This window comes from Streptomyces sp. NPDC025638, assembly GCF_055558775.1.
Map to the genome: position 1 here is coordinate 1 of NZ_JBVHLX010000020.1, position 22,556 is coordinate 22,556.

General features: G+C 74.5%; 22 protein-coding genes. 13 read left to right on the forward strand and 9 right to left on the reverse strand.

All coding sequences use genetic code 11. The features are described 5' to 3' along the window. The 3 genes from ACZ4EG_RS38120 to ACZ4EG_RS38130 all read right to left on the reverse strand — a co-directional run. Positions 1-614: S-adenosylmethionine synthetase N-terminal domain-containing protein (locus tag ACZ4EG_RS38120; RefSeq protein ID WP_467793866.1), on the reverse strand; the 614-nt coding region annotated here is incomplete at its 3' end. Between the two features lie 89 nt (positions 615-703). After that, positions 704-1,963, reverse strand: a complete 1,260-nt coding sequence (locus ACZ4EG_RS38125) for an MFS transporter (RefSeq protein ID WP_467793867.1) — start codon at positions 1,961-1,963, stop codon at positions 704-706. Then, positions 1,960-2,166, reverse strand: a complete 207-nt coding sequence (locus ACZ4EG_RS38130) for a tautomerase family protein (protein WP_390708534.1) — start codon at positions 2,164-2,166, stop codon at positions 1,960-1,962. The genes ACZ4EG_RS38125 and ACZ4EG_RS38130 overlap by 4 nt, the downstream gene beginning before the upstream one ends. A gap of 306 nt (positions 2,167-2,472) precedes the next feature. Here ACZ4EG_RS38130 and ACZ4EG_RS38135 point away from each other — a divergent pair, with 306 nt between their 5' ends. The 13 genes from ACZ4EG_RS38135 (at position 2,473) to ACZ4EG_RS38195 (ending at position 16,618) form a co-directional block, all read left to right on the forward strand. Then, positions 2,473-3,333: a TauD/TfdA dioxygenase family protein gene (locus tag ACZ4EG_RS38135; RefSeq protein WP_363300496.1), complete on the forward strand. Its 861-nt coding sequence runs from the start codon at positions 2,473-2,475 to the stop codon at positions 3,331-3,333. Then, on the forward strand, positions 3,330-4,127 hold the full coding sequence (locus tag ACZ4EG_RS38140) for an HpcH/HpaI aldolase family protein (RefSeq protein ID WP_467793868.1): 798 nt from the start codon (positions 3,330-3,332) through the stop codon (positions 4,125-4,127). The genes ACZ4EG_RS38135 and ACZ4EG_RS38140 overlap by 4 nt, the downstream gene beginning before the upstream one ends. Positions 4,128-4,148: 21 nt before the next feature. Next, on the forward strand, positions 4,149-5,090 hold the full coding sequence (locus ACZ4EG_RS38145) for a PLP-dependent cysteine synthase family protein (protein WP_467793869.1): 942 nt from the start codon (positions 4,149-4,151) through the stop codon (positions 5,088-5,090). A gap of 30 nt (positions 5,091-5,120) precedes the next feature. Continuing rightward, positions 5,121-6,971 carry an asparagine synthase (glutamine-hydrolyzing) gene (asnB, locus tag ACZ4EG_RS38150; RefSeq protein WP_467793870.1) on the forward strand — a complete coding sequence of 617 codons (1,851 nt, stop codon included), beginning with the start codon at positions 5,121-5,123 and terminating at the stop codon, positions 6,969-6,971. Then, positions 6,968-8,029 carry a PrpF domain-containing protein gene (locus ACZ4EG_RS38155; protein ID WP_467793871.1) on the forward strand — a complete coding sequence of 354 codons (1,062 nt, stop codon included), beginning with the start codon at positions 6,968-6,970 and terminating at the stop codon, positions 8,027-8,029. Before asnB ends, ACZ4EG_RS38155 begins: the two co-directional genes overlap by 4 nt. Further along, complete coding sequence (locus ACZ4EG_RS38160) at positions 8,026-9,126, forward strand: acyl-CoA dehydrogenase family protein (protein ID WP_467793969.1); 1,101 nt, start codon at positions 8,026-8,028, stop codon at positions 9,124-9,126. Before ACZ4EG_RS38155 ends, ACZ4EG_RS38160 begins: the two co-directional genes overlap by 4 nt. Further along, positions 9,114-10,532, forward strand: a complete 1,419-nt coding sequence (locus ACZ4EG_RS38165; protein WP_453560506.1) for a dihydroorotase — start codon at positions 9,114-9,116, stop codon at positions 10,530-10,532. The genes ACZ4EG_RS38160 and ACZ4EG_RS38165 overlap by 13 nt, the downstream gene beginning before the upstream one ends. Continuing rightward, positions 10,529-12,355, forward strand: a complete 1,827-nt coding sequence (locus tag ACZ4EG_RS38170; protein ID WP_467793872.1) for an NAD(P)H-dependent oxidoreductase — start codon at positions 10,529-10,531, stop codon at positions 12,353-12,355. Before ACZ4EG_RS38165 ends, ACZ4EG_RS38170 begins: the two co-directional genes overlap by 4 nt. Positions 12,356-12,420: 65 nt before the next feature. Beyond that, positions 12,421-12,753, forward strand: a complete 333-nt coding sequence (locus ACZ4EG_RS38175; protein ID WP_453560511.1) for a hypothetical protein — start codon at positions 12,421-12,423, stop codon at positions 12,751-12,753. A gap of 118 nt (positions 12,754-12,871) precedes the next feature. After that, the gene (locus ACZ4EG_RS38180; protein ID WP_390708526.1) at positions 12,872-13,060 is read left to right on the forward strand and encodes a hypothetical protein; all 189 of its coding nucleotides are present in this window, start codon (positions 12,872-12,874) and stop codon (positions 13,058-13,060) included. Between the two features lie 128 nt (positions 13,061-13,188). Beyond that, complete coding sequence (locus ACZ4EG_RS38185; RefSeq protein WP_467793873.1) at positions 13,189-14,166, forward strand: ribonucleotide-diphosphate reductase subunit beta; 978 nt, start codon at positions 13,189-13,191, stop codon at positions 14,164-14,166. Positions 14,167-14,171: 5 nt separating this feature from the next. Further along, entirely contained in the window at positions 14,172-15,599 is a 1,428-nt protein-coding gene (locus tag ACZ4EG_RS38190; RefSeq protein ID WP_467793874.1) for an MFS transporter, read from the forward strand. Further along, on the forward strand, positions 15,596-16,618 hold the full coding sequence (locus tag ACZ4EG_RS38195) for a hypothetical protein (protein WP_467793875.1): 1,023 nt from the start codon (positions 15,596-15,598) through the stop codon (positions 16,616-16,618). Before ACZ4EG_RS38190 ends, ACZ4EG_RS38195 begins: the two co-directional genes overlap by 4 nt. A 22-nt stretch (positions 16,619-16,640) precedes the next feature. Here ACZ4EG_RS38195 and ACZ4EG_RS38200 read toward each other — a convergent pair whose 3' ends face one another. The 6 genes from ACZ4EG_RS38200 to ACZ4EG_RS38225 are packed head-to-tail and all read right to left on the reverse strand — an operon-like array spanning position 16,641 to position 22,491. After that, the gene (locus tag ACZ4EG_RS38200; protein ID WP_453560520.1) at positions 16,641-17,423 is read right to left on the reverse strand and encodes a glycosyltransferase family 2 protein; all 783 of its coding nucleotides are present in this window, start codon (positions 17,421-17,423) and stop codon (positions 16,641-16,643) included. 26 nt (positions 17,424-17,449) lie between these two features. Further along, positions 17,450-18,589 carry a beta-ketoacyl synthase N-terminal-like domain-containing protein gene (locus ACZ4EG_RS38205; RefSeq protein WP_467793876.1) on the reverse strand — a complete coding sequence of 380 codons (1,140 nt, stop codon included), beginning with the start codon at positions 18,587-18,589 and terminating at the stop codon, positions 17,450-17,452. Next, positions 18,586-18,717 (reverse strand): hypothetical protein, encoded by a 132-nt coding sequence (locus tag ACZ4EG_RS38210; protein WP_467793877.1) that lies wholly within the window; start codon positions 18,715-18,717, stop codon positions 18,586-18,588. Before ACZ4EG_RS38210 ends, ACZ4EG_RS38205 begins: the two co-directional genes overlap by 4 nt. Then, the gene (locus ACZ4EG_RS38215; RefSeq protein WP_467793878.1) at positions 18,714-20,087 is read right to left on the reverse strand and encodes a class I adenylate-forming enzyme family protein; all 1,374 of its coding nucleotides are present in this window, start codon (positions 20,085-20,087) and stop codon (positions 18,714-18,716) included. Before ACZ4EG_RS38215 ends, ACZ4EG_RS38210 begins: the two co-directional genes overlap by 4 nt. After that, entirely contained in the window at positions 20,084-21,793 is a 1,710-nt protein-coding gene (locus ACZ4EG_RS38220; RefSeq protein WP_467793879.1) for a thiamine pyrophosphate-binding protein, read from the reverse strand. Before ACZ4EG_RS38220 ends, ACZ4EG_RS38215 begins: the two co-directional genes overlap by 4 nt. Then, positions 21,790-22,491 carry a hypothetical protein gene (locus tag ACZ4EG_RS38225; protein ID WP_467793880.1) on the reverse strand — a complete coding sequence of 234 codons (702 nt, stop codon included), beginning with the start codon at positions 22,489-22,491 and terminating at the stop codon, positions 21,790-21,792. The genes ACZ4EG_RS38220 and ACZ4EG_RS38225 overlap by 4 nt, the downstream gene beginning before the upstream one ends. Positions 22,492-22,556: the final 65 nt, after the last annotated feature.

Genomic DNA, 22,556 nt, shown 5'->3' on the forward strand with positions numbered 1-22,556 from the left:
TCCACGACGAACTCACGGATGTCGGGGGCGAGCAGCGACTCCAGGTCGATGTCGCTCGCGTGCTGCGAGGAGACGACCACCGTGTCCAGGCGGACGGCCCTGTCATCGTCGTACTCGATGGTGACCTGCGTCTTTCCGTCCGGGCGCAGGTAGGGGATCGTGCCGTTCTTGCGGACGTCCGAGAGACGCTTGGACAGGCGGTGGGCGAGCTGGATCGGCAGCGGCATCAGTTCCGGTGTCTCGTCGGTCGCATAACCGAACATCAGGCCCTGGTCGCCGGCTCCTCCGGTGTCCACGCCCTGCGCGATGTCCGGGGACTGCGCGCCGATGGACACCGACACGCCGCAGGAGGCGCCGTCGAAGCCCTTCCGCGAGGAGTCGTAGCCGATCTGCAGGATCTTCTCGCGGACCAGCTCGGCGATCGGCACGTAGGCGGTGGTCGTCACTTCGCCGGCCACGTGCACCTGGCCGGTGGTGATCAGGGTCTCCACGGCCACGCGGGCGGCCGGGTCCCGGCCGAGCAGCGCGTCGAGCAGGGTGTCGCTGATCTGGTCGGCGATCTTGTCGGGATGGCCCTCGGTGACCGACTCCGAGGTGAACAGCCGTTTCGTCATGGGCGCATCAGATCCGCGGCCGCGGCCGGCCCGCAACCGGACCTGCCCGAGTCACGGCCGGCACCGCGGATGCGTGACGCTTGGGCATGTCAGGCAGTGGCCGGAACCTTCTCCTCCGTGGTGCGCGAGGCGCGCACGCCGACCACGGACCGGTACAGCAGGATGGCGGCGCAGCCCGCCGTCCCGTACAGCAGGCTCATGCCGAGGGCGGGGACGAACGCGCCGAGGGTGACGCACAGGGCGGCGACGAGGAGCCCGATCCGGGCGTTGAGCGCGTAGGCCGCCATGTACTTGGTGCGGGCCTCGGGGTCGATCAGGTCGGCCAGGAGCGCCTGGCGCACCGGGACGCTGGCGATCTCTCCGAAGGTGAGCAGGACGGCCGCCGCGATGAGCACCCAGCCGATGTCGCTGACGGCCCAGACCATGTAGCCGGCGGTGAAGACGGCGATCCCGCCGTACAGCCGGAGCCGCTCGGGGACCCGCGCCAGCAGGGTCTTGGCGAAGAGGACGAGGGCGACGACCAGGGCGGCGTTGACCGCCCGCAGGATGCCGAGGACGGCGACGCCGTCCACGTCCAGCCGCCGGCCGCCGACCGCGAGCAGGGTCTGCCGCGGGAACTGACGGGACAGGCGTACGGCGATGTAGTAGCCGATCTGCATCTCCACCGCGGCGATCAGCGCGGCCGCGGCCAGCTGGCGCAGGAAGACACGGTCGCGGGCCACGGTGAGGTAGCCGCGCAGCATGGCGCCGGGCCCGGCCGCCGCCCTGCCGGTCTGCGGGGCGGTCTCGCTGATCCACCGCCACATCACCGACGTGGTCAGCAGGCACAGCGCGGCGGCGCCGGTCAGCAGCTGGAGGAAGTGGCCGTCGTAGAGGAACCCGCCGAGCAGGGCGCCCACGGTGAACGCCAGGTTGATCGACCAGTAGTTGATCGTGTAGACGAGCGGTCGGTTGTCGGGGGTGGAGACGTCGACCATCATCGCGTCGGCCGCCGGGGTGGCCAGTTGCGAGCAGCAGGTGTTGAGCAGGAACAGGCCGAACGTGATGGGCCCGGAGGTCCACCACGGGGAGTTGGCCAGGGCGAGCAGGCCGAAGGTGAGGGTGGTGCCGAGTTCGCCGGCCACCATCACGGGGCGCCGGCCGTGGACGTCGGCGAGGTGTCCGCCGAGGAAGTTGGCGGCGATGCCGGCCGCCGCCACACAGACGGTGAGGACACCGGCGACGGCGGGGCCGTAGAGGGCCGCCAGATGGATGACGAGCAGCGGCATCAGCATGACCGACAGCAGCCGCTGGACGAAGCCGACCGCGATCCGCAGCCGGATGTTGGGGTGCAGGGAGCGCAGGGTCATCGCCGGCCTCGCCAGGAGCGGGATTCGTCGGCGAGGTGGCCGCCGTTGCCCCAGTGGTCGGGGTCGACGTCCCGCACGATGACGGTGACGGCGTCGTCCGGGCAGCCGGACACGCGCGTGACCACGTCGGTGATGCCCGCCACCAACTCCTTTCGCGCTTGCCGGTCGTTGCCCTGCCACCAGTTGACGGTGATCACTGGCATGTCAGCGGTCCTTTGCTCCGGAGGACGATTCAAGGGCGCGGCGGCTAGAGAATCCCCGCGGCACCACGACGTTGACAAGCCAAGGCCGCACACGGAGTACGACTTGAACAAGTCGACCCTTTTCCGCGGGTTTTCCGCACCCGAACGGGAGCGAGTTGGTGAAGTCGTATCGCCTTTTCGGCTTCCGTTGCCGCCGGATTGAGCCACGTGCTGTGATCGGACGCCGGGAAGGACTTGCGGTGCCGTGCCCGCGCTCCCCCGCCGGCACGGCCACGCGAGTCCTTGACATATTCGGAGGGAATGCTGGTGTCCCTGTTCGACATACGCCGGATCGGCGGCAGGATCGGCGCGGAGGTCACAGGCGTCGATCTGTCCACCGAGCTGTCGGATTCCGATTTCCGGCAGATCCACGAGGCATTCCTGGAGTACAAGGTCCTCTTCTTCCGGGACCAGGACATCACCGACGAGCACCAGCTCGCCTTCGCCGGCCGCTTCGGCCCGCTGACCCAGTCGCACCCGATGATGCGGACCGTCGACGGCTCCCCGCAGGTGATTCCCGTCGACGGGGAGGACCAGCGGGCCGACCACTGGCACACCGACATCAGCTTCACCACCGCCCCGTCGCTGGGTACGACCCTGCGCAGCGTGGTGCTGCCCCCGTACGGCGGGGACACCCTGGTCGCGAACGCGGCAGCGGGCTACCGGGACCTGCCGGCCGAACTGCGCGCAGTGGCCGACCGGTTGTGGGCCGTGCACACCAACCACGCCGAGCAGCCGCGGCTGGGCACCGAGCGCGGCGACAAGGTGCGCGCGGCGTTCCTGGCCCGCCGGTTCGAGACCGCCCACCCGGTGGTGCGCGTCCACCCGGAGTCCGGTGAGCCGAGCCTGTTCCTCGGCGGTTTCGCCCAGTGGCTGCTCGGCGTGGAGCCGCGCGAGTCCCGGCCGATCATCGACGTGCTCCAGGGCTATGTGCGCCGGCCGGAGAACGTCGCGCGCTGGCGCTGGCGCCCCGGCGACGTGCTGATCTTCGACAACCGCAGCACGCAGCACTTCGCGGTCAACGACTACGGGCGCCACCAGCGGGTGCTGCACCGGGTGTCCATCACCGGCGACGTGCCCGTCGGCCTCGACGGCAAGCAGAGCTACGCACTGAAGGAAGGGGAATGAGCATGGCGTCCGTCTCGCACCCGGACCCGGGGTTCGCGGCGCGGCTGCGCCGCCGGGAGCCCCTGGTGGGTTACTGGATCTCCCTGGACAGTCCGGTCGCGACCGAGCGGGTCGCCGGGCTCGGCTATGACTACATCGGCGTGGACGGCCAGCACGGTGTGCCGCACCAGCCCGGGTGGCAGGCCGCGATGCTGGCCGTGGACGCCCGCGGCCGCTCCGCCGGGGTGATCCGGGTGCCGTCGCCGGACCCGGTCGCCATCGGTGTCGCGCTCGACACCGGGGCGCGCGGTGTGATCGTCCCGATGGTGGAGAGCGCCGGACAGGCGCGCGACGCCGTGCGGGCCTGCCGGCACCATCCGGCGGGGACGCGCAGTCTGGCCGGGCCGGTCCGGGCTGAACTGCGGCTGGGATCCGTACCGGCCGAGATCGACGACCGTGTCGCGTGCGTCGTGATGATCGAGACCGCGGCCGCGCTGGACGACCTGGAGGCCATCTGCGCCACGGACGGCCTCGACGCGGTGTACGTCGGGCCTGCCGATCTGTCGGCCGCGCTCGGCGCGCGCTGGTTCGGCGACCCGGCGGCCGCCGACGCGCTGGAGGCCGCGCTGGAGCGAATAACGCAGACCGCCCGTCGGCACGGCATCGCCTGCGGCATTCACGTGCCGGACGGCGAGAGCGCCGCGAAGCGGCTCGCCGAGGGCTTCACCTTCGCCACCGTTTCCAGCGACATCACCCACCTGCAGCAGGCGGCCACCGCGCACCTGCGCGCGGCGCGCGGCCTGAGCACGGCCTGAGCGCGGCGGACGGGGGGAACCATGACGACAGAGGTGAGACACACCGCCGCGGAGCCGGCCGGGTCCGTGGAGGAACTCGTCGGGCGGACACCGCTGTTGGCGGTCCCGCTGCCGGGACTGGCCGGCTCGGTGCGGCTGCTGGCGAAGCTGGAGATGGCCAACCCGTTCTCCAGCGTGAAGGACCGGCCCGCGCTGTTCATGGTGCGGGCCGCCGAGGAGGCGGGGCTGCTGCCCGCGAGCGGGGGCACCGTCATCGAGTGCTCCTCCGGCAGCACCGGCATCTCGCTGGCCGCGCTGTGCGCCCGGCGCGGCCACCGGTGCATCATCGTGATGCCCGACAACGCCACCGAGGAACGCCGTCTGATCCTGCGCCGGCTGGGCGCCGAGGTGCATCTCGTGCCGCACCGGGACGGTCTTCTGGCCGCCTGGGCGTACGCGGAGGAGCTGCAGCGCGCCATGCCCGGCTCATGGGTGCCGCACCAGGACCGCAATCCCGCCAACGTGCGGGCGCACTACGAGACGACGGGCCCGGAGATCTGGCAGGCCGTACGGGGCCGGATCGACGTGCTGGTGTGCGGGGTCGGCACCGGCGGAACGCTGACGGGCACCGCCCGCTATCTGAAGGAGCGCACCGCGCTGCACGTCGTGGCGGTCGAACCCGCCCGCAGCGCCGTGCTGTCCGGGGGCGAGGCCGGCCCGCACGGCATTCCCGGCATCGGCGCAGGCTACGTCTCACCGATCACCGACCTCGCCCTGGTGGACGAGGTGGTGGCCGTCACGGACGAGGCGGCCGCGGCCACCACGGACGAAGTGACCCGCGCGACCGGTCTGCCGGTCGGCATCTCGTCGGGCGCCGCTGCCTGGGCGAGTCGTGCCGTGGCGGCCCAGCCCCGCTGGGCGGGTGCCACGGTCGTCACCGTGTTCCCCGACAGCGGGGAGCGCTATCTGTCGACGGCCCGCTGATCCGCCGTCCTCACGGAAAGACAGGCAGAGATGTGCCGGATCTTCGGCTACTTCAACGCGGCGGCGACGCCGCACGCGATGCGGACCGTCGCCGCCCTGCAACGGCACGGCGGCCCGGACGCGACGGGCGTCGCACAGGGGGCCGGATGGGGCCTGGGCAACAACCGGCTCGCCGTCGTCGGCCTGGACGGCGGACAGCAGCCGTACGGGCGGGGCGGACCGGTGCAGGTGGTCTTCAACGGGGAGATCTACAACCACGAGGAGCTGCGCCGCCGCCTGGAGGCGCTCGGCCATGTGATCCCCGACCGCTGTGACGGATCGGTGCTGCCCGCGCTGTACCTGGAGCACGGCGAGGAGTTCACCGAGCACCTCGACGGCATGTACGCGCTGGCGTTGCTGGACACGCGGGGCGCGGTGCCGCGGCTGCTGCTCGCCACCGACCACATCGGGATGAAGCCCCTGTACCACCGGTGGAACCCGGCGGACCGGTCCCTTTACTTCTCCTCGGAGCTGCCCGCGCTGCTCGGGTTCGGCGGCATCGGCGGGCGGGTGCGCGAGTCGGCGCTGGACGCCCTTCTGACGACCCGTACGCCGTTCGGCACGCGGACGATGTACGAGGACGTGGAGGTGCTGGAGCCCGGCACGACCTGGGTGTGCGAGCTGGGCGGCCTGCCGCGGGTGCGGCGGCGCGCCGCGCACATGGCGAACAGCGCCGAGGGGCCGGCCGCTGACGGGTTCACCGCGGCACGGCAGGTGCGGCGCACCCTGCGCCACGAGGTGGGCCGGCTGCTCGCGGCGGACGTGCCCGTCGCCGTGGTCACCTCCGGCGGCCTGGACTCCTCCCTGGTGACGGCGCTCGCGGCCGAGTACGGGCCGCAGCACACCTTCACCATCGCCTACCGGGGCAGCTGGCCGTTCGACGAGCGGCACTTCGCGCGTGAGGTGGCCGACCGGGCCCGTACCGTCCACCACGAGGTGGAGATCGACCCGGCCGCCTTCCCCGAGCTGCTGGAGGAGACCGTCTGGCACCTGGGCCAGCCCAACGCCGATCCGATCGCGCTGAGCACGTACGCGTTGTTCCGGGCGATCCGGGAGGCCGGCTTCACGGTGGCGCTCACCGGTGACGGCGCCGACGAGGTGTTCGGCGGGTACGAGCGGATGCGGCTGGCGGCCGAGCGCGCGGCGGCGGGCGCCGACTGGGCGCCCGCCTACCTGGACGCGCTGTCCGCCGTACCGGCCGCGCTGCGCGACCGCCTGTACACCGACGCCTACCGGGCCCATGTCGCCGCTGACCCGGCGCTGCCCGGGGCGGCCCGGGAGGATCTGCTGCACGGCCCCGGGACCGCCTTGGACCGCATCACCCGGTTCGAGCTGGAGCAGCGGCTGCCCGCCTATCATCTGCGCCGGGTCGACCACCTCAGCATGGCCTCCGCGGTGGAGGCACGGCTGCCGTTCTGCCAGCGGTCGGTCCTCTCCCTCGGCCGGCCGCTGCCCGACCACCGGCGTATCCAGGGCAGCCAGGTCAAGCGCACCCTGTACGCGGCGGCGGCCGGACTGCTGCCCGAGCGGGTGCTGTCCCGGCCCAAGCAGCCGTTCACCCTGCCGGTGACGGCGATGCTGCGGCCGGGCACCACGCTGTGGGAGTACGCGCGGGACCTGCTGGCCCCGGACCGGACCGCCGCGGCGGGACGGCTGGACGGCCGGGCGGTCGACGCCCTCTTCGCCGCCCAGGGCGAACGTCCCGACGACACCACGGCGCTGGCGCTGTGGGCGCTGCTGGTGCACGAGGTGTGGGACGGGCAGTTCCGGCGTTCGCTCGACGGCTCGGGTACGGCCGCGGCGGCACCCGGGGGCACGAGACCGCTGGCGGTGGCGGCATGATCGGGCACCTCGCGTACGCGGCGGGCAGTCCCTGCCCCACCTTCGTGCTGGACGCCGGCCGGTTGCCGCGCGAGGACGAGACACTGCTGGCCCATCTCGCGCAGGCGCGCCGCTATCTGGCGTCGGCGGGGGGCGCGCACGTACTGAAGATCGCTCTCATCGAGCCGTCCGCGCATCCGATGTTCGACCTGGACTACCGGTTCGTGCAGGCGCTGCCCGGCGCCCCGGACCGGTTCGACGTACGCGGTTCGTGCGGTCACTCGGTGCTGGCGTCGGTGCTGGCGGCCTCCCGCTCGGGAATGCTGCCGCGGCTGGTGCCGGGTGCCCGGATCCGGGTGCGGGTGCACAACAACGGCGACAGCGTGGTGTGCGAGGCCGAGCGGGTCGAACGGGACGGGGCGGGGTTCACGGTCACCTTCGTGCAGCCCACCCCTGTGCCCTTCGCGGATCTGCTGCCGGCCGGGCGGCCGCGCACCGTGCTGGCCGACGGCGGGGAACACGTCGAGGTCTCCCTCGTCGCCAGCTCCAACACCTATGCGTTCGTCGACGCCCGCACGCTCGGCATACCCGACCAGGCGGCGCTCTTCCTCGCCGGCGGGGAGCTGCTGGAGCGGCTGGAGTCGATCCGGGCCGCTGCGGCCGACCTGCTCGGCTGGCCGCGCGGCGGGGCCTTCCCCAAGATCGCGGCGGTGCTGCCCGGCGCGGACGACGGCATCGCGGCCCGCGCCGTGACGGTGCCCGGCTGGCACCCGTCGATCGCCCTGACCGGTGCCGTCTGCCTGGGGTCGGCGATGCGGATCCCCGGCACGCTGCCCTGGCGGATCGCCCGCGAACACGGCACGGACGACGGCCTGGTGGGCATCACCACGCCGGGCGGACGGACGGCGGTCACGGCGGTCACCTCGGCCGCCGGGACGGCCCGCGACGAGGGCGCCCTGCTGTGGGCGACCGTCGCGCACAAGCACGTCACCTTCCAGGGGTCGTTCGCCCTGACACCCCTGACTCACCTGCAGTTCGAGGAGGTCGCCCAATGTCTGGCGCTGTCCGGAGCGGTGTGAGACCGCTGCTGACGGCCGAGCTGCGCGCCCGGCTGTCGGAGTCCGCCGCACACAGCGGGCCGGCCGGTGTGCCCGACCGCGAGACGCTGGCGGCGCTGCGCGCCGACGGGCTGCTCGGTACGGCCGTCGCGGCCCGGCACGGCGGCGCGGGCGGGGACGCCGCCGCGGTCAACCACGTCGTGGAGGAGATCGCCGCCGTCGACCCGTCGGTGGCCATCATCGCGTTCCAGCACTTCGCTGTGTCGGCCCGGATCGCCGAGTGGGGCACCGAGGAGCAGCAGCGGCGGTTTCTGCCGCTGCTGGCCGACGGCACCTGGCTGGCCGCGTCGGCGTGGAGCGAGCCGGGTGCCGGGGCGGCCAAGCGGAACCTGGCCAGCCGCGGCAACCGTCTCGCGGACGGCCGCTGGCGTCTGGACGGCGCGAAGACGTTCACGACCGGCGCCGGGGTCGCCGACGTGTACCTGGTCCTGGTGCAGACCGGCCGGCCGGGCGGCACCGCGCAGGGGTACGGGTCGGACGGGCAGACCTTCTTCCTGGTCGAGGCAGGCGCCCCGGGGCTGGTCGCGGACCTCGGCCTGGACCTGGCCGGGATGCGCGGCTCGGCGACCGGACTCCTCGCCCTCGACGGCTGCGTCGTGGCGGACGCCGACCGGCTGGGGCCGGCCGACGGGGCCGCGTCGGTCATCGCGGGTGTGCGCGAGTCGGGCGCCAGCCTGGGCGCGGTGTCCGTGGGCATCGCACGGGCCGCGTTCGATCTGGCCGTGCGTCACGCGCGGCAACAGGGGCTGCTGGACCTGCCCACGGTGCGGCATCGGCTGGTGGATCTGGCGACCCGTCTGGAGGCGGCGCGGGCCGTCGTGGCCCGGGCCGGTGCCCGCAGTTCGGCGCAGCCGGGACTGACCACGCTGCACAGCAAGCTGCACGCGTCCGTGGCCGCCGAGGAGATCTGTCTCGACGTCGCCCGGATGCTGGGCTCGGCCGGATACCGCGAGGGCGCACCGATCGGCAGGCTGCTCGCCGACGCGCGCGGCATCGCCTTCATGGGCCCGACGAACGACCTGTGCCGTGATCTGGTGGCGGCGGCATGGACCGGCTGACCCCCGTGCCCGAACTCGTCGTCAGCGGCCGCCGGCTGGTGACGCCGCACGGCGTGCGGCCCGGGCACGTACTGATCAGCGGCGGCCGGATCACCGCCGTCACCGGCCCCGGCACGGCACCCGCCGCGGCCGGACACCTCGACGCCGGTCACCACTACGTGCTGCCCGGACTCATCGACTCCCATGTGCACTTCCGGACGCCCGGTCTGACGCACAAGGAGGACTGGGAACACGGCAGCCGGGCGGCGGTACGCGGCGGCGTGACCACGGTGCTGGACATGCCGAACACGGTGCCGCCCACGCTGGACCCGCAGGCGCTGTCCGACAAGGCCCGGCTGGTGCGGGGCCGTTCGCTGGTGGACTTCCGCTTCCACATCGGGGTCGACCCGGCGCGCCCGCGGCTGCTGGCGGACCTCGACCCGTCGGTGGCGACCAGCGCGAAGGTGTTCATGGCGGGCCACCACACGGCCCCGACGGTGGTCCGCGATCCGGCGGTGCTGGAGCAGACGTTCGCCGCGGCGGCCGAGGCGGGCCTGCAGCTCGTCCTGCACGCCGAGGACGACGGGCTGTTCGCGCTGCTCGACGCCTGGTGGGGGGAACCGGCCGGCTACCTCGACTACGAGCGGCGCAGGCCACGCACCGGCAGCATCGTCGCCGTCGCCAAGGTCGTCGAACTGGTGCGGCGGCACGGCACCCGGGCCCACATCCTGCACCTGTCGAGCGCCGAGGAGGCCGACCTGGTGTGCGCGGCGCAGGCCGCCGGGCATCCGGTCACCTTCGAGGTCACCGGCCACCACCTGTCGTTCACCGACGAGGACACCCGGCGCCTCGGCGCGCGGACGCGACTGTCGCCGTCCATCCGCACCCGGGCGGACCAGGACCGGCTGTGGCGGGCCCTGGCACAGGGTCAGCTCGCCACCCTGGGCAGCGACCACGCCCCGCACACCGTCGCGGAGAAGACCCGCTCGGCCGCCGCCTCGCCGCCGGGGCTGCCCGGTGTGCAGGAGCTGGCCGTCGCCGTGTGGACGGGGATGCGCCGCAGGTGGCCCGAGGAGGACCCGGACGTCGCCGTGACGCGTCTGGTACGGCACCTGTCGCAGACGCCCGCCGAGTTGTTCCGGCTGCCCGGCAAGGGGCGGATCGCCCCGGGCGCCGACGCCGACCTGGTCTTCTTCGCGCCCGACACGCCCTGGATGTTCTCGGCGCACGACGTGCAGAGCAAGTGCGGCTGGTCGGCGTACGAGGGCTGGACGTTCACCGGGCGCGTCGAACGCACCCTGCGGGCGGGCCGCACCGTCTGGGACGCCTCCTCGGGCACCTTCGGCGTGTACGACGGCCGTCTGCTGACGGCGGCCGGGGACGGACCGCAGCCGGCGGCGGTCGCCGCCAGGAGGGGAATGACATGACCAGACAACGGTCGGTGGTGGTGGCGGGCGGCGGCATCGGAGGGCTCGCGGCGGCCGCCAGCATGGCCGCGCGGGGCCTGGACGTGACCGTCCTGGAACGCGCCGAGCGGATCGGCACCGGCGGCTCGGGACTCGTGCTCTACCCCAACGGGTTGCGGGCCGCCGACGCCCTGGGCGCGCGCATCGGCGCCCGGATCCGGGCCGCGGGCCGGGCCGGCCGGCCCGGGGAGGTGCGGGTCCTGATGGACGCGCGGGGCACGGTGCTCGCCGAGGAGCCCGTCGGTGGCGCCGGTTCCGGCGGCACTCCTCAGATCCCCGTGCTGCGCTCCGCGCTGCACCGGGCCCTGCTCGACGAGGCGCTCACCGCGGGGGCGGCCGTCGTCCTGGCGACCGCCGTCACCGACTACACCGTGCGCGCCGGCCAGGTCGCCGTGCACCTGTCGGACGGATCCGTCACCGCCTGCGACGCGCTCGTCGGCGCGGACGGCATCCACTCGGCGGTGCGTGCCCGGATGCTCGCCGACGGCCCGCCGCAGTACCGGGGTTACACCTCGGTGCGCGGCAGGACCACCGGCTCGGCGCTGGGGCAGCGCGGCCACGTCGTCAACGGACGCGGCATCCAGATGTTCATCGCCCCGGTGGGCGACGACACCCTGTACTGGACCGCCAAGATCACCGCACCGGCCGGGGTGTGGCCAGCCCTGGGACCGGCCGGGGCCCGGCTGGCCCTGCTGGACGCCCTCGAAGGCTGGTACGCCCCCGTCGTCGACCTGGTGCGCACCGCCGACCCCGAGGACGTCGTCGTCACCGACATCCACGACCGCGACCCCGCCCCGCGCTGGGTGGACGAGCGGGTGGCGCTGCTGGGCGACGCCGCGCATCCGATGGTCCCGGCCCTCGGTCAGGGCGCCAACCTGGCGCTGGAGGACGCCGCCGTGCTCGCCGACGCGCTCGCCTCGCCCGCCCCGGTGGCCGACGCCCTCGCCGGCTACGCCCGTGAGCGCATGGAGCGGGCCGCGGCCGTCGTCCTCGCCTCCCGCCGTCAGGGCGCACTCGACCAGGGCGCGGACCGGGCGGGTGAGGAGAGGCGCAACGCGCACATCAGGTCCGCCGGCCGCAAGGACGCGGACCTCGCCGACGTCGTCGGCTGGCGGCCCCGGCCGCGCGGTCCGGAACCGGGCCGCACACCGGCCGCGACGACCACCGTCCGTCCGAGGAAAGGGACCACCGTCATGGGGGCACCGCACATCGTCCTGATCAGCGGATCGCTGCGCCCGGGTTCGACCTGCGACCGGGTGGCCGAGTGGTGCGCCCAGCGGTGCGCCGAACACGGCGCGTCCGCCCGCGTCTTCACCGGCACGGAGATCGACTTCCCGGCGTACCGGCCCGGGTTGGCCGGCCGGCACGCGGCCGTCACCGGCTTTCTGGAGGAACTGCGCGCCGCCGACGGCGTGATCCTGGTGTCGCCGACGTACCACGCGACCGTGTCGGGGCTGCTGAAGAACGCCCTGGACTACGTCAACGACATCGGCGGGCCGGTGCCGTATCTCCAGGGGCGGGCGATCGGTACGGTCGCGGTGGGCTCCGCCGCCCAGGGCGCGGTCTCGACGCTGACCACGCTGCGCACCATCGGGCACGCGCTGCGCGGCTGGCCGACACCGGTGGGTGTGGCCGTGTCGCAGGCGCCGGAGCAGCCCGCCGCGGACGGCGGGGAGCCCTCGCCCGACGTGGAGCGCCTGACGCAGATGGTGTCCCAGGTGGTGTGGCTGGGCGGCATACGGGCCGAGGACGCCCACCCGCCCGTGCTCGGCGCCGTCGCCTGAGCGCGCACCCCGTCCCGCCAACCCCATGGCCGCGTGCGACGGGCGCGCGGCGGAAGGAGACATCCGTGTCCGTGTCCTCTGTCGGCCCCCACGTCCTTCGGGCCCGGCTCGGGCCCGTGTGGCGTGACGCCAACATCCGGTCCGGGCCCTCCCTGGACAGCCCGGTGCTCCGGCTGGTGCTGCCCGACCCGGCGGTCGCCCACGCGTGCGAGGGCTGGTCCGAGGGCGACGAGGTGGTGGAGGACCAGCACCCGGACGGCGTGATCACCAGCTCCGTCTGGTTCCGGCTCGCGGGCGGCGGCTGGTCCAGTGCCGTCAACTTCGAACCCGTCACGGTGACCGGGCTGCTGGCGCACGCCGTCACCGTCGATCCCGGTCAACGTCCTGGCCTGTCATAGCAGTTCAGAAGATGCGCCGTGGTCCGGCACGCTGAAAGCATCCAGGGAGCCGGGGCCGTACGGTCTCCGTCTTCTTCTCCCGCGGGCTGCCGCCCGCCCGACAGAGAGGTGTGCGCAGATGGCCACCGCACTGAGCACCGAGATCCAGCAGCGCATCGTCGAGGAGACCGGCAGCGCCGCTCCGAGCACCGACGACGCCGCCGCGTTCGAGGCGTGGCTCGACGGCATCAAGGACTCGCACGAGGAGCTCTACGCCGGCGTCGCGGCCGAGATCGAGTCCGCCGTGATGACCAAGCTGCCGAACTGACCCATTCAGCGCGCAGTGATCCTGCCGGCCGGACCGCGACGTCGCGTCGCGGAACACCGGCCGGCGGGTCGCGCGGGGCGGCACGCCCCGCACAGGCATCACGGGGACGAGAGGAAGGACACCGGCGGGTGCGCTGGACGACGCTGCTGTTCGACGAGGCCGATCTGGACGAGTTGTCCCGGCTCGACTCCGAGGCCCTGCTGGGCGGCGCCGGGGACACCCTGGAGCGGCGGTTCGACCCCCGTGAGCTCTACCGCCGCTGGGAGCGCCAGCAGTGGCTCGCGTCCGACATCGACCTGGAGCGGGACCGCCGTCACTGGCACCGCCTGCTCGGTCCCGGCACCCGCGAGTCCCTGTCCTCCTTCGTCACCAGCTTCCTGGTCGGCGAGTACACGGGCCTGGACCTGATGAGCCCGATCCTCGCGGCCTGCCCGGACGAGGAGTATCTGCTGTTCCTGGGCACGCAGGCCGCCGACGAGGCACGGCACACCGTGTTCGTCAGCCGCCTCGCCGAGGAACTGCTCGGCCTCACCGACTCCCTGCGCGGCCAGCTGATCGCCTCCTGGGCGACGCTCAGCCCCGCGAACCGCGCCGTGCACACCCTGGAGAACACGGTGCTGCGCGAGCTGTACGACGCGCCGCGCGACTACGAACGGTGGCTGCGGGCCGTCGCCTTCTTCCATCTCGTCACCGAGGGCGTCCTCGCCCTGCACGGCCAGCGCGGCCTGGTGCGCGGCCTGCAGCGCATCCCGCTGCTGCCCGGGATGAAGGCCGGGTTCACGGCGATGACCCGGGACGAGTCCCGGCATGTCAGCTTCGGGCTGCACGCGCTGCGCCGCGGGGCGCTGGAGGGTCATGCCTCGGCGATCCACGAGATGATCGAGACGGGGATGCCACTGGCCGCCGTCGTCGGCATCTCCCCCGGCGGCACTCCCGGGCACGCGGCGGCGGCTGCCGCCTCGGCGCGTGACCTGCTCGCGACGATCGCGGTGCGGCTGCGCCAGTTGGATCTTCCCCAGGACTTCACCGAGCATGTGCTCGGCAGGTGCAGGGCCGCCCAGGACGCCGCCCTGCGCGCTCCGGTGACCGCCGCCGCGAACGGGTGAGGGACATGGCAGACGACACGAAGACGTCCACCACGAAGGGCGGCGGCTTCGCCCGGGTGCTGCGCAGCCCCGGCGCGCTGCGTCTGGTCGGCTCGCTGTTCGTGCTGGAGACCGGGTCCGCCATGACGACGGTGGGCCTGCCGTTGCTGGTCATGCAGCGGTACGGCCTGGGCCTGGAGGTCGGGTTCACCCTCGCCGCCCGGTTTTTGCCCAACATCCTGCTCGGCGCGCTCGCCGGCCAGGTCGTCGACCGGCACGATCCGCGCCGCGTGGCGACGCTCGCCGCGCTCGGCAGCGGCCTGGCCGCCGTCCTGTTCCCGCTCACCACGGCGATGTGGCAGATCCAGCTGCTGGCCCTGGCCATCGGCGTCGGCTACATGTTCGGCTTCCCCGCGACCATGGCGCTGCGCCCGCAGGTGATCCCCGAGGGCAGCGAACTGGAGGGCAACGGACTGATCGTGACGGCGGAGCGGGTGCCCAAGCTGCTCGGGCCGGCCGTCGCCGGGCCGATCGCCGCCGTCGCGGGCATCAACTGGCTGTTCACCGCGGAGGCCGCGACCGCGCTGGTGGCGGCCGCGATGCTGACACGCCTGCCGCGGGCAGAAGGCGCCGCCGGATCGCCGGGTGCGGCCGGGACCGTCCAGGATGCGACCGGTGCGCGGAAGGTTCCCTCCCCCGTCGGCCGCCGGCTCGCCGGCTGGGCCCGGGCGGTGGCGGGCGGCGCGCGCGACCTGGTGCGCATGGTGCGCGGTGACGGGCGGCTGTCCTCGCTGACGATCACGGCGTTCACGTACATGGTGGCTCTGGGCCTGGGCCGTACCTTGCTCGCCGCGTACTCGCTGCACGGCTTCGGCCACGTACCCGGGATGCTCGGCTATCTGCTGGCGGCCATGGGGCTGGGCGGCGCGCTCGGCGGGATGGCGGCGGCGGCCTTCCGCTCCTGGAACCAGGGCTGGGTCTACATCCTCGGCAACGTGCTGGAAGGCGTGTGCTGGGTGGCGCTGATCGTGACCGGTGACTGGTACGTGGCGCTCGCCCTGCTGTTCCTCGCGGGTGTCTTCGAGTCCATCGCCTCCGTCGTCTACTTCGCCGAGGTGCAAAAGCGCCTGCCGGCCGGTCTGCAGGGCCGCTACTACGCCACTTTGGTGCCGCTCTCCGACGTGTTCCTCGTCGCGGGCACCGTCGCGGGCGGCGTCCTCGTCGACCGGGCGGGCATCTCCACCGGCGCCGTCCTGGTGTGCCTCGCGATGGCCCTGCCGGTCCTGGTGCTGGTGACCCGGCTGGTGCCGGAACGACCGGCGCCGGCGGTGGAAGAGGCGGCCGCGGAGGCGGAGAAGCCGACCGCGGAGGCGGAGAAGCCGTCCGCGGAGGCGGAGCAGGCGGCCCCGGATACGGAGCGGTCCGCGCCGGTGGCCGAGAGCGCGGCGGCATGACCGAGGACGCCCCGGGCTCCTTCCCCTACCTGAGTGCCTCGCTGGACTCCGTCGAGGGCCTCGCGCACTCCCGGATCTCCTGCTGGGTGCACTGCCTGCGCGACAGCCTGTACGCCGCCGGGTTCCGGGACACCGCCCGGGCGCTGGCCCAGCCGCTCAACTTCGCCGTCGAGCGCACCGCCGACGGTGAACTCCTCACCCTGTACGGCGGCCTGGACACCGACTACCACGCACCCCGCTTCCATCGCGGCGTCCTTGCCCGCTGGGAGACCAGCCCGGACAGCGCGGAGCACGCGTTCGACGTCGTCGAGCGGGAGCTGGCCCGCGGGCACGCCGTGCCGGTGTCCCCGGACCTGCGGGGCATGCGCCACTCCGAGTTCTACCGCGTGCCGTTCTCCGGCTATCCGCACACCTTCCTGGTGCACCGTCTGGACGGGGACACGGCCTGGGCCGCCGACCGCAACACCCGCCGCGGCAGCGGCTTCGCGGACAACCGCGGCACCGTGCCCGCCGAGGAGCTGCGCCGGGGCCTGGCCGGGCGGCCGGTGCTGGTGTGGGACACCGGTGCCCCTGCCGAGGACTGGGCGGAGGAACGCCACGCCCTGCTGGTCCGCTCCGTGCGGAACCTGACGGAGCCGAAGTCGCCGCACGAGGGCCTCGCCGGGCTGCGCACGCTGCCGGACGTGCTGGCCGGCCTGGAGGAGCACCCCGGCCGCTCGTCCGTGCTGCGCATGCGCGTGTCGGGGCCGCTGCAGCGGCAGGTCGCCGGCGACCGCCAACTGCTCGCCGTGGCCCTGCTCCGGGACGTCCCGGAGCAGGCCGGTGGCGGCCGCCGGGCGGCGGTCGAGGCGGCCAGGCTGCTGCGCGCCTCGTCCGCGGCCTTCGTCGACCTGGCCCGGCTGGTGTTCCTGCTCAGCCGCTCCTGGTCCGCCGAGGCGCTCGAACTGTGCCGGCGGCGCGTGGCGCGCATCCACGACCTCGACGCACAGGCCGTGGAGCGGCTGGCCGTCCTCGTGTGAGCCAGGGCGTCAGCCGAGGGCCTCAGCCGAGGGCGGCGGCGTTGGAGAAGCCGCCCATGTAGTAGTCGACGCTGTCCTGTTCACTGCAGACCGCGACGACGCCGGCCCGCAGCAGCCGCTCGCACAGCGCCATGTCCTCCGTCGTTTCGAGGATGCGCTGCCAGACGGTGAAGTCGGTGGGGAACGGAATGCGTTCGTGTGTCTCGCGGCGCAGCAGCAGCTCGTTGGTGTCGACCCGGTTCAGCATCCCCTCGTCCGTCATCCGCATCACGTCGCGGACGACCGGCGAGCCCGGGACGAAGACGCCGTGGCGGGCCAGCGACCGGTAGGAAGCGGCCCGCTGACGCGCAATGGGGTGCCAGGGATCCTCGCCGTCCGGCACGAACTCGGCGCCGTCCTCGGTGAGCAGGCGGCGCCAGCTGTGGGCGACCCCGGCCTCCGGGTTGCGCTCCAGCAGGTCCACCAGGGAACGCAGATGGCCGGGGGCGTAGGCGTTGTCGTCGTCGAGGTGGGCGACGTAGGGGGTGCGGGCGAGGCCGACGCCGAGGTTGCGCAGGTAGGACAGCCGGGCCGGCAGGTAGTCGCGGGGGATGTCCGGGTGGTCGCCGGGCACGACGTTGACGAACCGGGCGTGCGGGAACTCCTCTGCCAGGGCCCGGCAGTTGGCTTCGTCACCGAGATGGGGGCAGTCGTCGCCGACGACCACATGGGCGGCCCTCAGCCCTTCCTGCGCGGCGACCGAGGCCAGCGCCCGCCTCAGCGAACGGGGCCGCCCCTTGGTCGGGGTGACGACGGTGACGGTCATGCGGTCTCCTCGTACGGGTTCGTGGGTCAGCCGCCGGTGGTGGACAGCACCAGGGACGCGTTGTTGCCGCCGAAGCCGAAGCTGTTGACCAGGGCGTGCTCGGCCGTGGCGGCGCGGTGCGGGCGGTTTGGGGCGAGCACGCCGTCGGGCAGGGGTGCCGGACGGCGCAGCCCCGGGGTGCCGGGGATGTGTGCCTCGCGCAGGAAGCCGGTCGCGGCCACGAGGCCGGGGAAGGCGGAGGCGTGCAGCAGGTGGCCGACCGCGCCCTTGTGCGAACTCATGGGCACCGGGCCGTGGTCGAGGGCGCGGGCGAGTTCGGCGACGGCCTCGGCCTCGGCGGCGTCTCCCTGCACGGTGCCGGTGGCGTGCGCGTGGATGTAGTCGACGCGGCGGGTGCCGGCGTCGTCGAGTGCGGCCCGCATGCAGTCGAGGACCGCGGCGGGTGCGGAGGCGACGGGCTCGGAGGTGTCGACCATGCAGGCGGCTCCGGTGAGCCATGCCTCGGGCCGGTGCCCGCGGGCGCGGGCGGACGCGGCCGTCTCCAGGACGAACCCGCCGCCGCCCTCGCCGACGGTGATGCCGTCGCGGTCGGTGTCGAAGGGCCGGGCGCCGTGCGGGCTGAGCGTTCTGACGACGTCCATGCTGGCGTACTCGTACCGGTTGAGCGCGCTGGCCCCGGCGACCAGGGCGGTGCTGCCGAGACCGGACAGCAGCCAGTCGCGGGCGAAGGCGGCGGCGTACGCGGCGGAGGCGCACGCGTGCGAGAGGTGGACGACGTTCGTGCGGCGGCCGTCGGCGCGGCAGGCGGTGAGCAGGGCCTCGGGGCACGGGCCCGCGAAGTCGCCGTCGTGCTCGGCCGGGGCGGCACCGAGCGCGGGCGCCTGGGAGACGACGACGAGCAGCGAGCCGTCCGGCAGGCCGGTGAGCCCGGCCGCGGCGAGGGCCTGGCGGGCGGCGGCCGTGGCGAGGGCCTCCTTGCGCCGCCCGGCCGGGGCGGGGCAGTCGCCGAAGGGTACGGCGGCCACCACTCGGCTGCGGAAGTCGCCCTGCGGGCAGCCGAGTTCGCCGAAGGCCCGCTGTCCGCGCAGCAGCCCGCGCCAGAACGCGTCGGGGGTGGGGCCGAGCGGGCTGATCAGGCCGAGGCCGGCCAGGGCCACGGCGGTCATGCGGCGCCCTCCTTGTCGTCCGGGTCGTCCGTGTCGTCCGTACGGGTCCGGCCCGTGCCCTGCATGCCGTGTGCGAGGGGTGTCTCCGGCCAGGGGCGCGAGGTGGGGCGGGGCGGTGGCGTGGTCATGCGGCCGCCGCCGTCGGCTCCGAGGCCCAGGCGCGCAGGCGGGTCCGGTCGTGCTTGCCGCTGCCGGTGCGGGGCAGTGCGTTCAGGACGCGGACGGTGCGGGGGCGGGCGTGCGGGGGCAGGCGGCGCCGGCATGCCTCGGCGACCCGGCCTGCCACGGCCGCGTGGTCGGTGTCGGGGCTCTCCACGAACGCCCATACGGCGTCGCCGCGGTCGCCGCGCCGGACTCCGACGACGGCGGCGTCCACGACGCCGGCCGCGGCGCGCACCGCGTCCTCGACGACGGTGGGGGCCACGGTCTCGCCGTGCACCACGAGGATCTCCTTGATCCGTCCGCCGACCGTGAGCCGGCCGTCGGCCGTGACCGTGCCGGTGTCTCCGGTGCGCAGCCAGCCGTCGGTGGTGAACGCGCCGCGGTCGAGGCCGCCGGTGACGGGGTCGAGGTAGCCCAGCATCAGGCCGGGGCTCGCGATCTCGATCTCGCACCGCGGTCCCGCGACCCTGGCCCGGACTCCGTCGAGGAGGCGCCCCACGGTGCCGGGCCGCACGTCGCCCGGGGCGTTGAGGGCGACGTTGGGCCCGGCCTCGCTGAGTCCGTAGCCGTCGTGCAGCGGCGCCCCGGTGACCGCCAGGAAGTCGTCGTACAGAACGGGGGTCATGACGTCGCCCCCGCAGCCGCGGATCCGCAGCGCGGCGAGCAGCCGGGCGGACTCGCCGTCCCGGGCGGCCTCGTTGGCGAGCATCCGGTACATGGTGGGGACGCCGTCCAGGGAAGTGATGCCCTCGGTGGCGAGCCGGGTCAGTGTGCCGCGCAGGTGGAATCCCGACTCGGCGTACAGATGGGCGCCGGTGGTGCGCCACACCCGCAGCACGCTGTGCCCGTAGGCGTGCCGCAGCGGCAGCGGGAGCAGCAGCCGGTCCTGTGCCGTGATCCCCATCCGGTCGGCGGTGGCGCGGCCCTGGTGGGCGAGGGCGCCGGCCGGGACGGCGACCGCCTTGGGGTCGCCGGAGCTGCCGGAGGTCCAGAAGACGGCGGCGGTCTCCTCGGGCAGGGTCAGCGGGCGGGTGCGCGCTTCGACGACGGGCTCGCCCGAGGCGGTGGCGTGGACGGCGGCGGCCGCGGCGATCCGCCGGGCGGGGGCCGCCCCGTCGAGCAGCAGGGGCGCGCCGGCGGCCTCGGCGGCGAGCGCGGTGACGACGGCGGTGAGCGGGTGGTCCGAGGCGAGCGCGGCGGCCCGGCCGGGTCCCACTCCCGCCGCGGTGAGGCTGCGCGCGGTGCGGGCGACGAGCCGGGCCAGGTGTCCGGGCGGGACGTGCTGCCCGTCGACGGTCAGGCGCGGTACTCCGGCCGGGCCGGGGCGGGCGGTCATGCGGCGGCTCCGGCGGGCGGGCCGGCGTCGAACACCCGGCGGACGCCCACGGGGACGTCGTCGTCGCGGACCGGGACGGTGATGACGGTCGTCCGGCCCTCGGCATGGGCCTTGGCCGCGTCGTCGAGGGCGGCGGCGAGTTCGCCGGCGGTGGTGCAGCGCGCGGTGAGACCGCCGAGGGCGCGGACGGCGGCGTCGGTGTGCGCGGGCGCGGTGAAGCGGGTGAGGGTGTCGGGTGCCCCTTCCTCGGCGCGTACGAAGCGGGGCCAGCCGTAGCCGCGGTTGTCGAGCACCAGGACGGTCAGGCCCAGGTTCAGCTCGGCGGCCGTCGGCAGGGCGGCCAGCCCCATCTCGAAGGCGCCGTCGCCGCAGACGAGGACCGTGCGCCGGGTGCGGTCGGCGAGGGCGGCGCCGACGGCTGCCGGCAGGCCGAAGCCGACCATCGTCTGTTCGCCGGGGGTGACGACCCGGGCGCCGTCGCCGACGGACACCACGGGGTGGTGATAGCCCCACATGTCGTGCAGGCCGTTCTCCTGCACGAGGGTCGCCCCGCGGGTCACCGACTCCTGGAGCAGCCGCAGCGCCGTGGTGACGGTCAGTTCGGGACCGTCCGCGCCGGTGCGGTGGTGGCGGGCGCGCATCTGGGCGCGTACGGCGGCGACCTCGGCCCCGCGGGCGGCGCCGGCGGCGGTCACCGCGGGCGTCTGGGCCACGACTGCGTCGGCGAGCTGGCCGGCCACCAGGGCGGCGTCGCCGAGCAGGGCCACCTCGGGTTCCGACGCGGTGTGGAAGACGGCCGGGTCGACGTCGACGTGCACCAGCGTCTTGTCCATAAGGCCGTCCCAGCCCATGCGGGCGGTCTCCTCCAGACGGGAGCCGATCGCGAGGACCACGTCGGCCTCGGCGAGCAGCCGGTCCGCGGGGGGTGTGGTGTACAGGCCCACCAGGCCGCAGGCCAGCGGGTGTTCCTCGTCGACGAGGCCGCGGCCGGCGGCGGTGGTGAACAGCGGCGCGGCCAGCAGCTCCGCCAGCCGCCGTACGGCGGGGCCCGCGCCGGCGGGCTTGCAGCCGCCGCCCGCGACGACGACGGGCAGGCGGGCCTCGGTGAGCAGCCGGGCGGCGCGGCGCACCTCCTCGGCGTCGGCGGCGAAGCGCAGGCGGCGTACCGGCTGGGCGGGCCGCCGTTCGGGGGCGGGAGCGCGCAGCACCTCGTCGGCGATCTCCACCAGGACCACGCCGGGGCCGCCGTTGACGGCGAGGTGGACGGCCCGGCGCAGCGCCCAGGTCAGCTGTCGCGGGTCCTCGACGAGAAAGTCCCATTTCGTCAGCGGCCGGGCCATGGCCGCCTGGTCGGTGTGCTGGAAGCCGCCGCGGCCGATGCCGAGGGCTGGTACGCGGGTGGTGACGACGACGACGGGGGCGCCCAGCGAGGAGGCCTCCAGCAGGCCGGTGAGGGCGTTGGCGAAGCTCGGTCCGGAGTTGACGGCGAGGACGGCGGGCCGGCCGGAGACGGCCGCGTGGCCGATGGCGGCGCAGGCGCCCGCCCGCTGGTCGCGCACGCCAAGGACACGCAGCCCGGGTGTGGTGCGCGCGGCGTCCATCAGGCCGGGTTCGTCGGAGGGCAGCCCGACGACGATGTCGCAGCCGGCGTCCGCGAGGGTGCCGGCGACGACGTGCCAGGGGTGGTGGTCGGGGGTCGCGCTCACTGCTGCTGCTCCTCGGCGGGGTCGTGGGGACGCGGACGGAGGTGGGCGCGCAGGACGGTGCTGCGGCGGCGGGTTTCTGGATCGAGTCCGGCGGCGGCGTCCGGGGGTGCGGGGGTGCCGGCGGGCAACGCCGGTACGTCGTCGGGCCGCAGGGGCTGCGCGGTGGCGCGGCGGACGCGGGTGGCCACGGCCCAGAAGGCGCCCGTGTCGGGGCGCCGCAGGACCTCGCAGAGGTAGACGACGGGGGCGCGGCCGGCGGCCAGGGCGCGGGCGAAGCGGAGGGCGGCGGTGCCGTCGCCGGTGGGCTCGGCGATGGCGTAGCCGGGTCCGCGCCAGCCGGTGAGTTCGGTGAACCGGCGCAGCAGGCCGGCCGGTTCGAGGCCGACGGAGTCGGCGGGGCGCAGCCGGCGGGCGGGGTCGTCGCAGTGGGCGGCGAAGGTGCCGGCGGCGTGGACGCAGTAGTCGCCGGCCGAGAGGACGACCGGCACCGTGGCGGGTGCGCCGTCGTCGTGCAGGGCCGCAAGGGCCTCACCGACCGCGTCCACGGCGTCGGGATCGGCGGCCAGCCGCCGGGCACCGGTGACGGGCGGCGCAGGCGGATCACCGACGGCCCGCCCGCGGACGACCGGGGGGTCCACGACGACACGCTCCCGGACGGCCGGAGGAGCCGGTACGACCCGGGCGACCGGCGGCTCCACGACCACACGCTCCCGGACGACCGGAGAAGCCGGTACGACACGATCCCGGGCGACCGTTGGGGCCG

Coding starts and splice junctions, on each gene's coding strand:
- ACZ4EG_RS38125 (WP_467793867.1), bottom strand. CDS start 1,963: ATGACCCTGCGCTCCCTGCACCCCAACATCCGGCTGCGGATCGCGGTC.
- ACZ4EG_RS38130 (WP_390708534.1), bottom strand. CDS start 2,166: ATGCCAGTGATCACCGTCAACTGGTGGCAGGGCAACGACCGGCAAGCG.
- ACZ4EG_RS38140 (WP_467793868.1), top strand. CDS start 3,330: ATGAGCATGGCGTCCGTCTCGCACCCGGACCCGGGGTTCGCGGCGCGG.
- ACZ4EG_RS38145 (WP_467793869.1), top strand. CDS start 4,149: ATGACGACAGAGGTGAGACACACCGCCGCGGAGCCGGCCGGGTCCGTG.
- asnB (WP_467793870.1), top strand. CDS start 5,121: ATGTGCCGGATCTTCGGCTACTTCAACGCGGCGGCGACGCCGCACGCG.
- ACZ4EG_RS38155 (WP_467793871.1), top strand. CDS start 6,968: ATGATCGGGCACCTCGCGTACGCGGCGGGCAGTCCCTGCCCCACCTTC.
- ACZ4EG_RS38165 (WP_453560506.1), top strand. CDS start 9,114: ATGGACCGGCTGACCCCCGTGCCCGAACTCGTCGTCAGCGGCCGCCGG.
- ACZ4EG_RS38170 (WP_467793872.1), top strand. CDS start 10,529: ATGACCAGACAACGGTCGGTGGTGGTGGCGGGCGGCGGCATCGGAGGG.
- ACZ4EG_RS38180 (WP_390708526.1), top strand. CDS start 12,872: ATGGCCACCGCACTGAGCACCGAGATCCAGCAGCGCATCGTCGAGGAG.
- ACZ4EG_RS38190 (WP_467793874.1), top strand. CDS start 14,172: ATGGCAGACGACACGAAGACGTCCACCACGAAGGGCGGCGGCTTCGCC.
- ACZ4EG_RS38195 (WP_467793875.1), top strand. CDS start 15,596: ATGACCGAGGACGCCCCGGGCTCCTTCCCCTACCTGAGTGCCTCGCTG.
- ACZ4EG_RS38200 (WP_453560520.1), bottom strand. CDS start 17,423: ATGACCGTCACCGTCGTCACCCCGACCAAGGGGCGGCCCCGTTCGCTG.
- ACZ4EG_RS38205 (WP_467793876.1), bottom strand. CDS start 18,589: ATGACCGCCGTGGCCCTGGCCGGCCTCGGCCTGATCAGCCCGCTCGGC.
- ACZ4EG_RS38210 (WP_467793877.1), bottom strand. CDS start 18,717: ATGACCACGCCACCGCCCCGCCCCACCTCGCGCCCCTGGCCGGAGACA.
- ACZ4EG_RS38215 (WP_467793878.1), bottom strand. CDS start 20,087: ATGACCGCCCGCCCCGGCCCGGCCGGAGTACCGCGCCTGACCGTCGAC.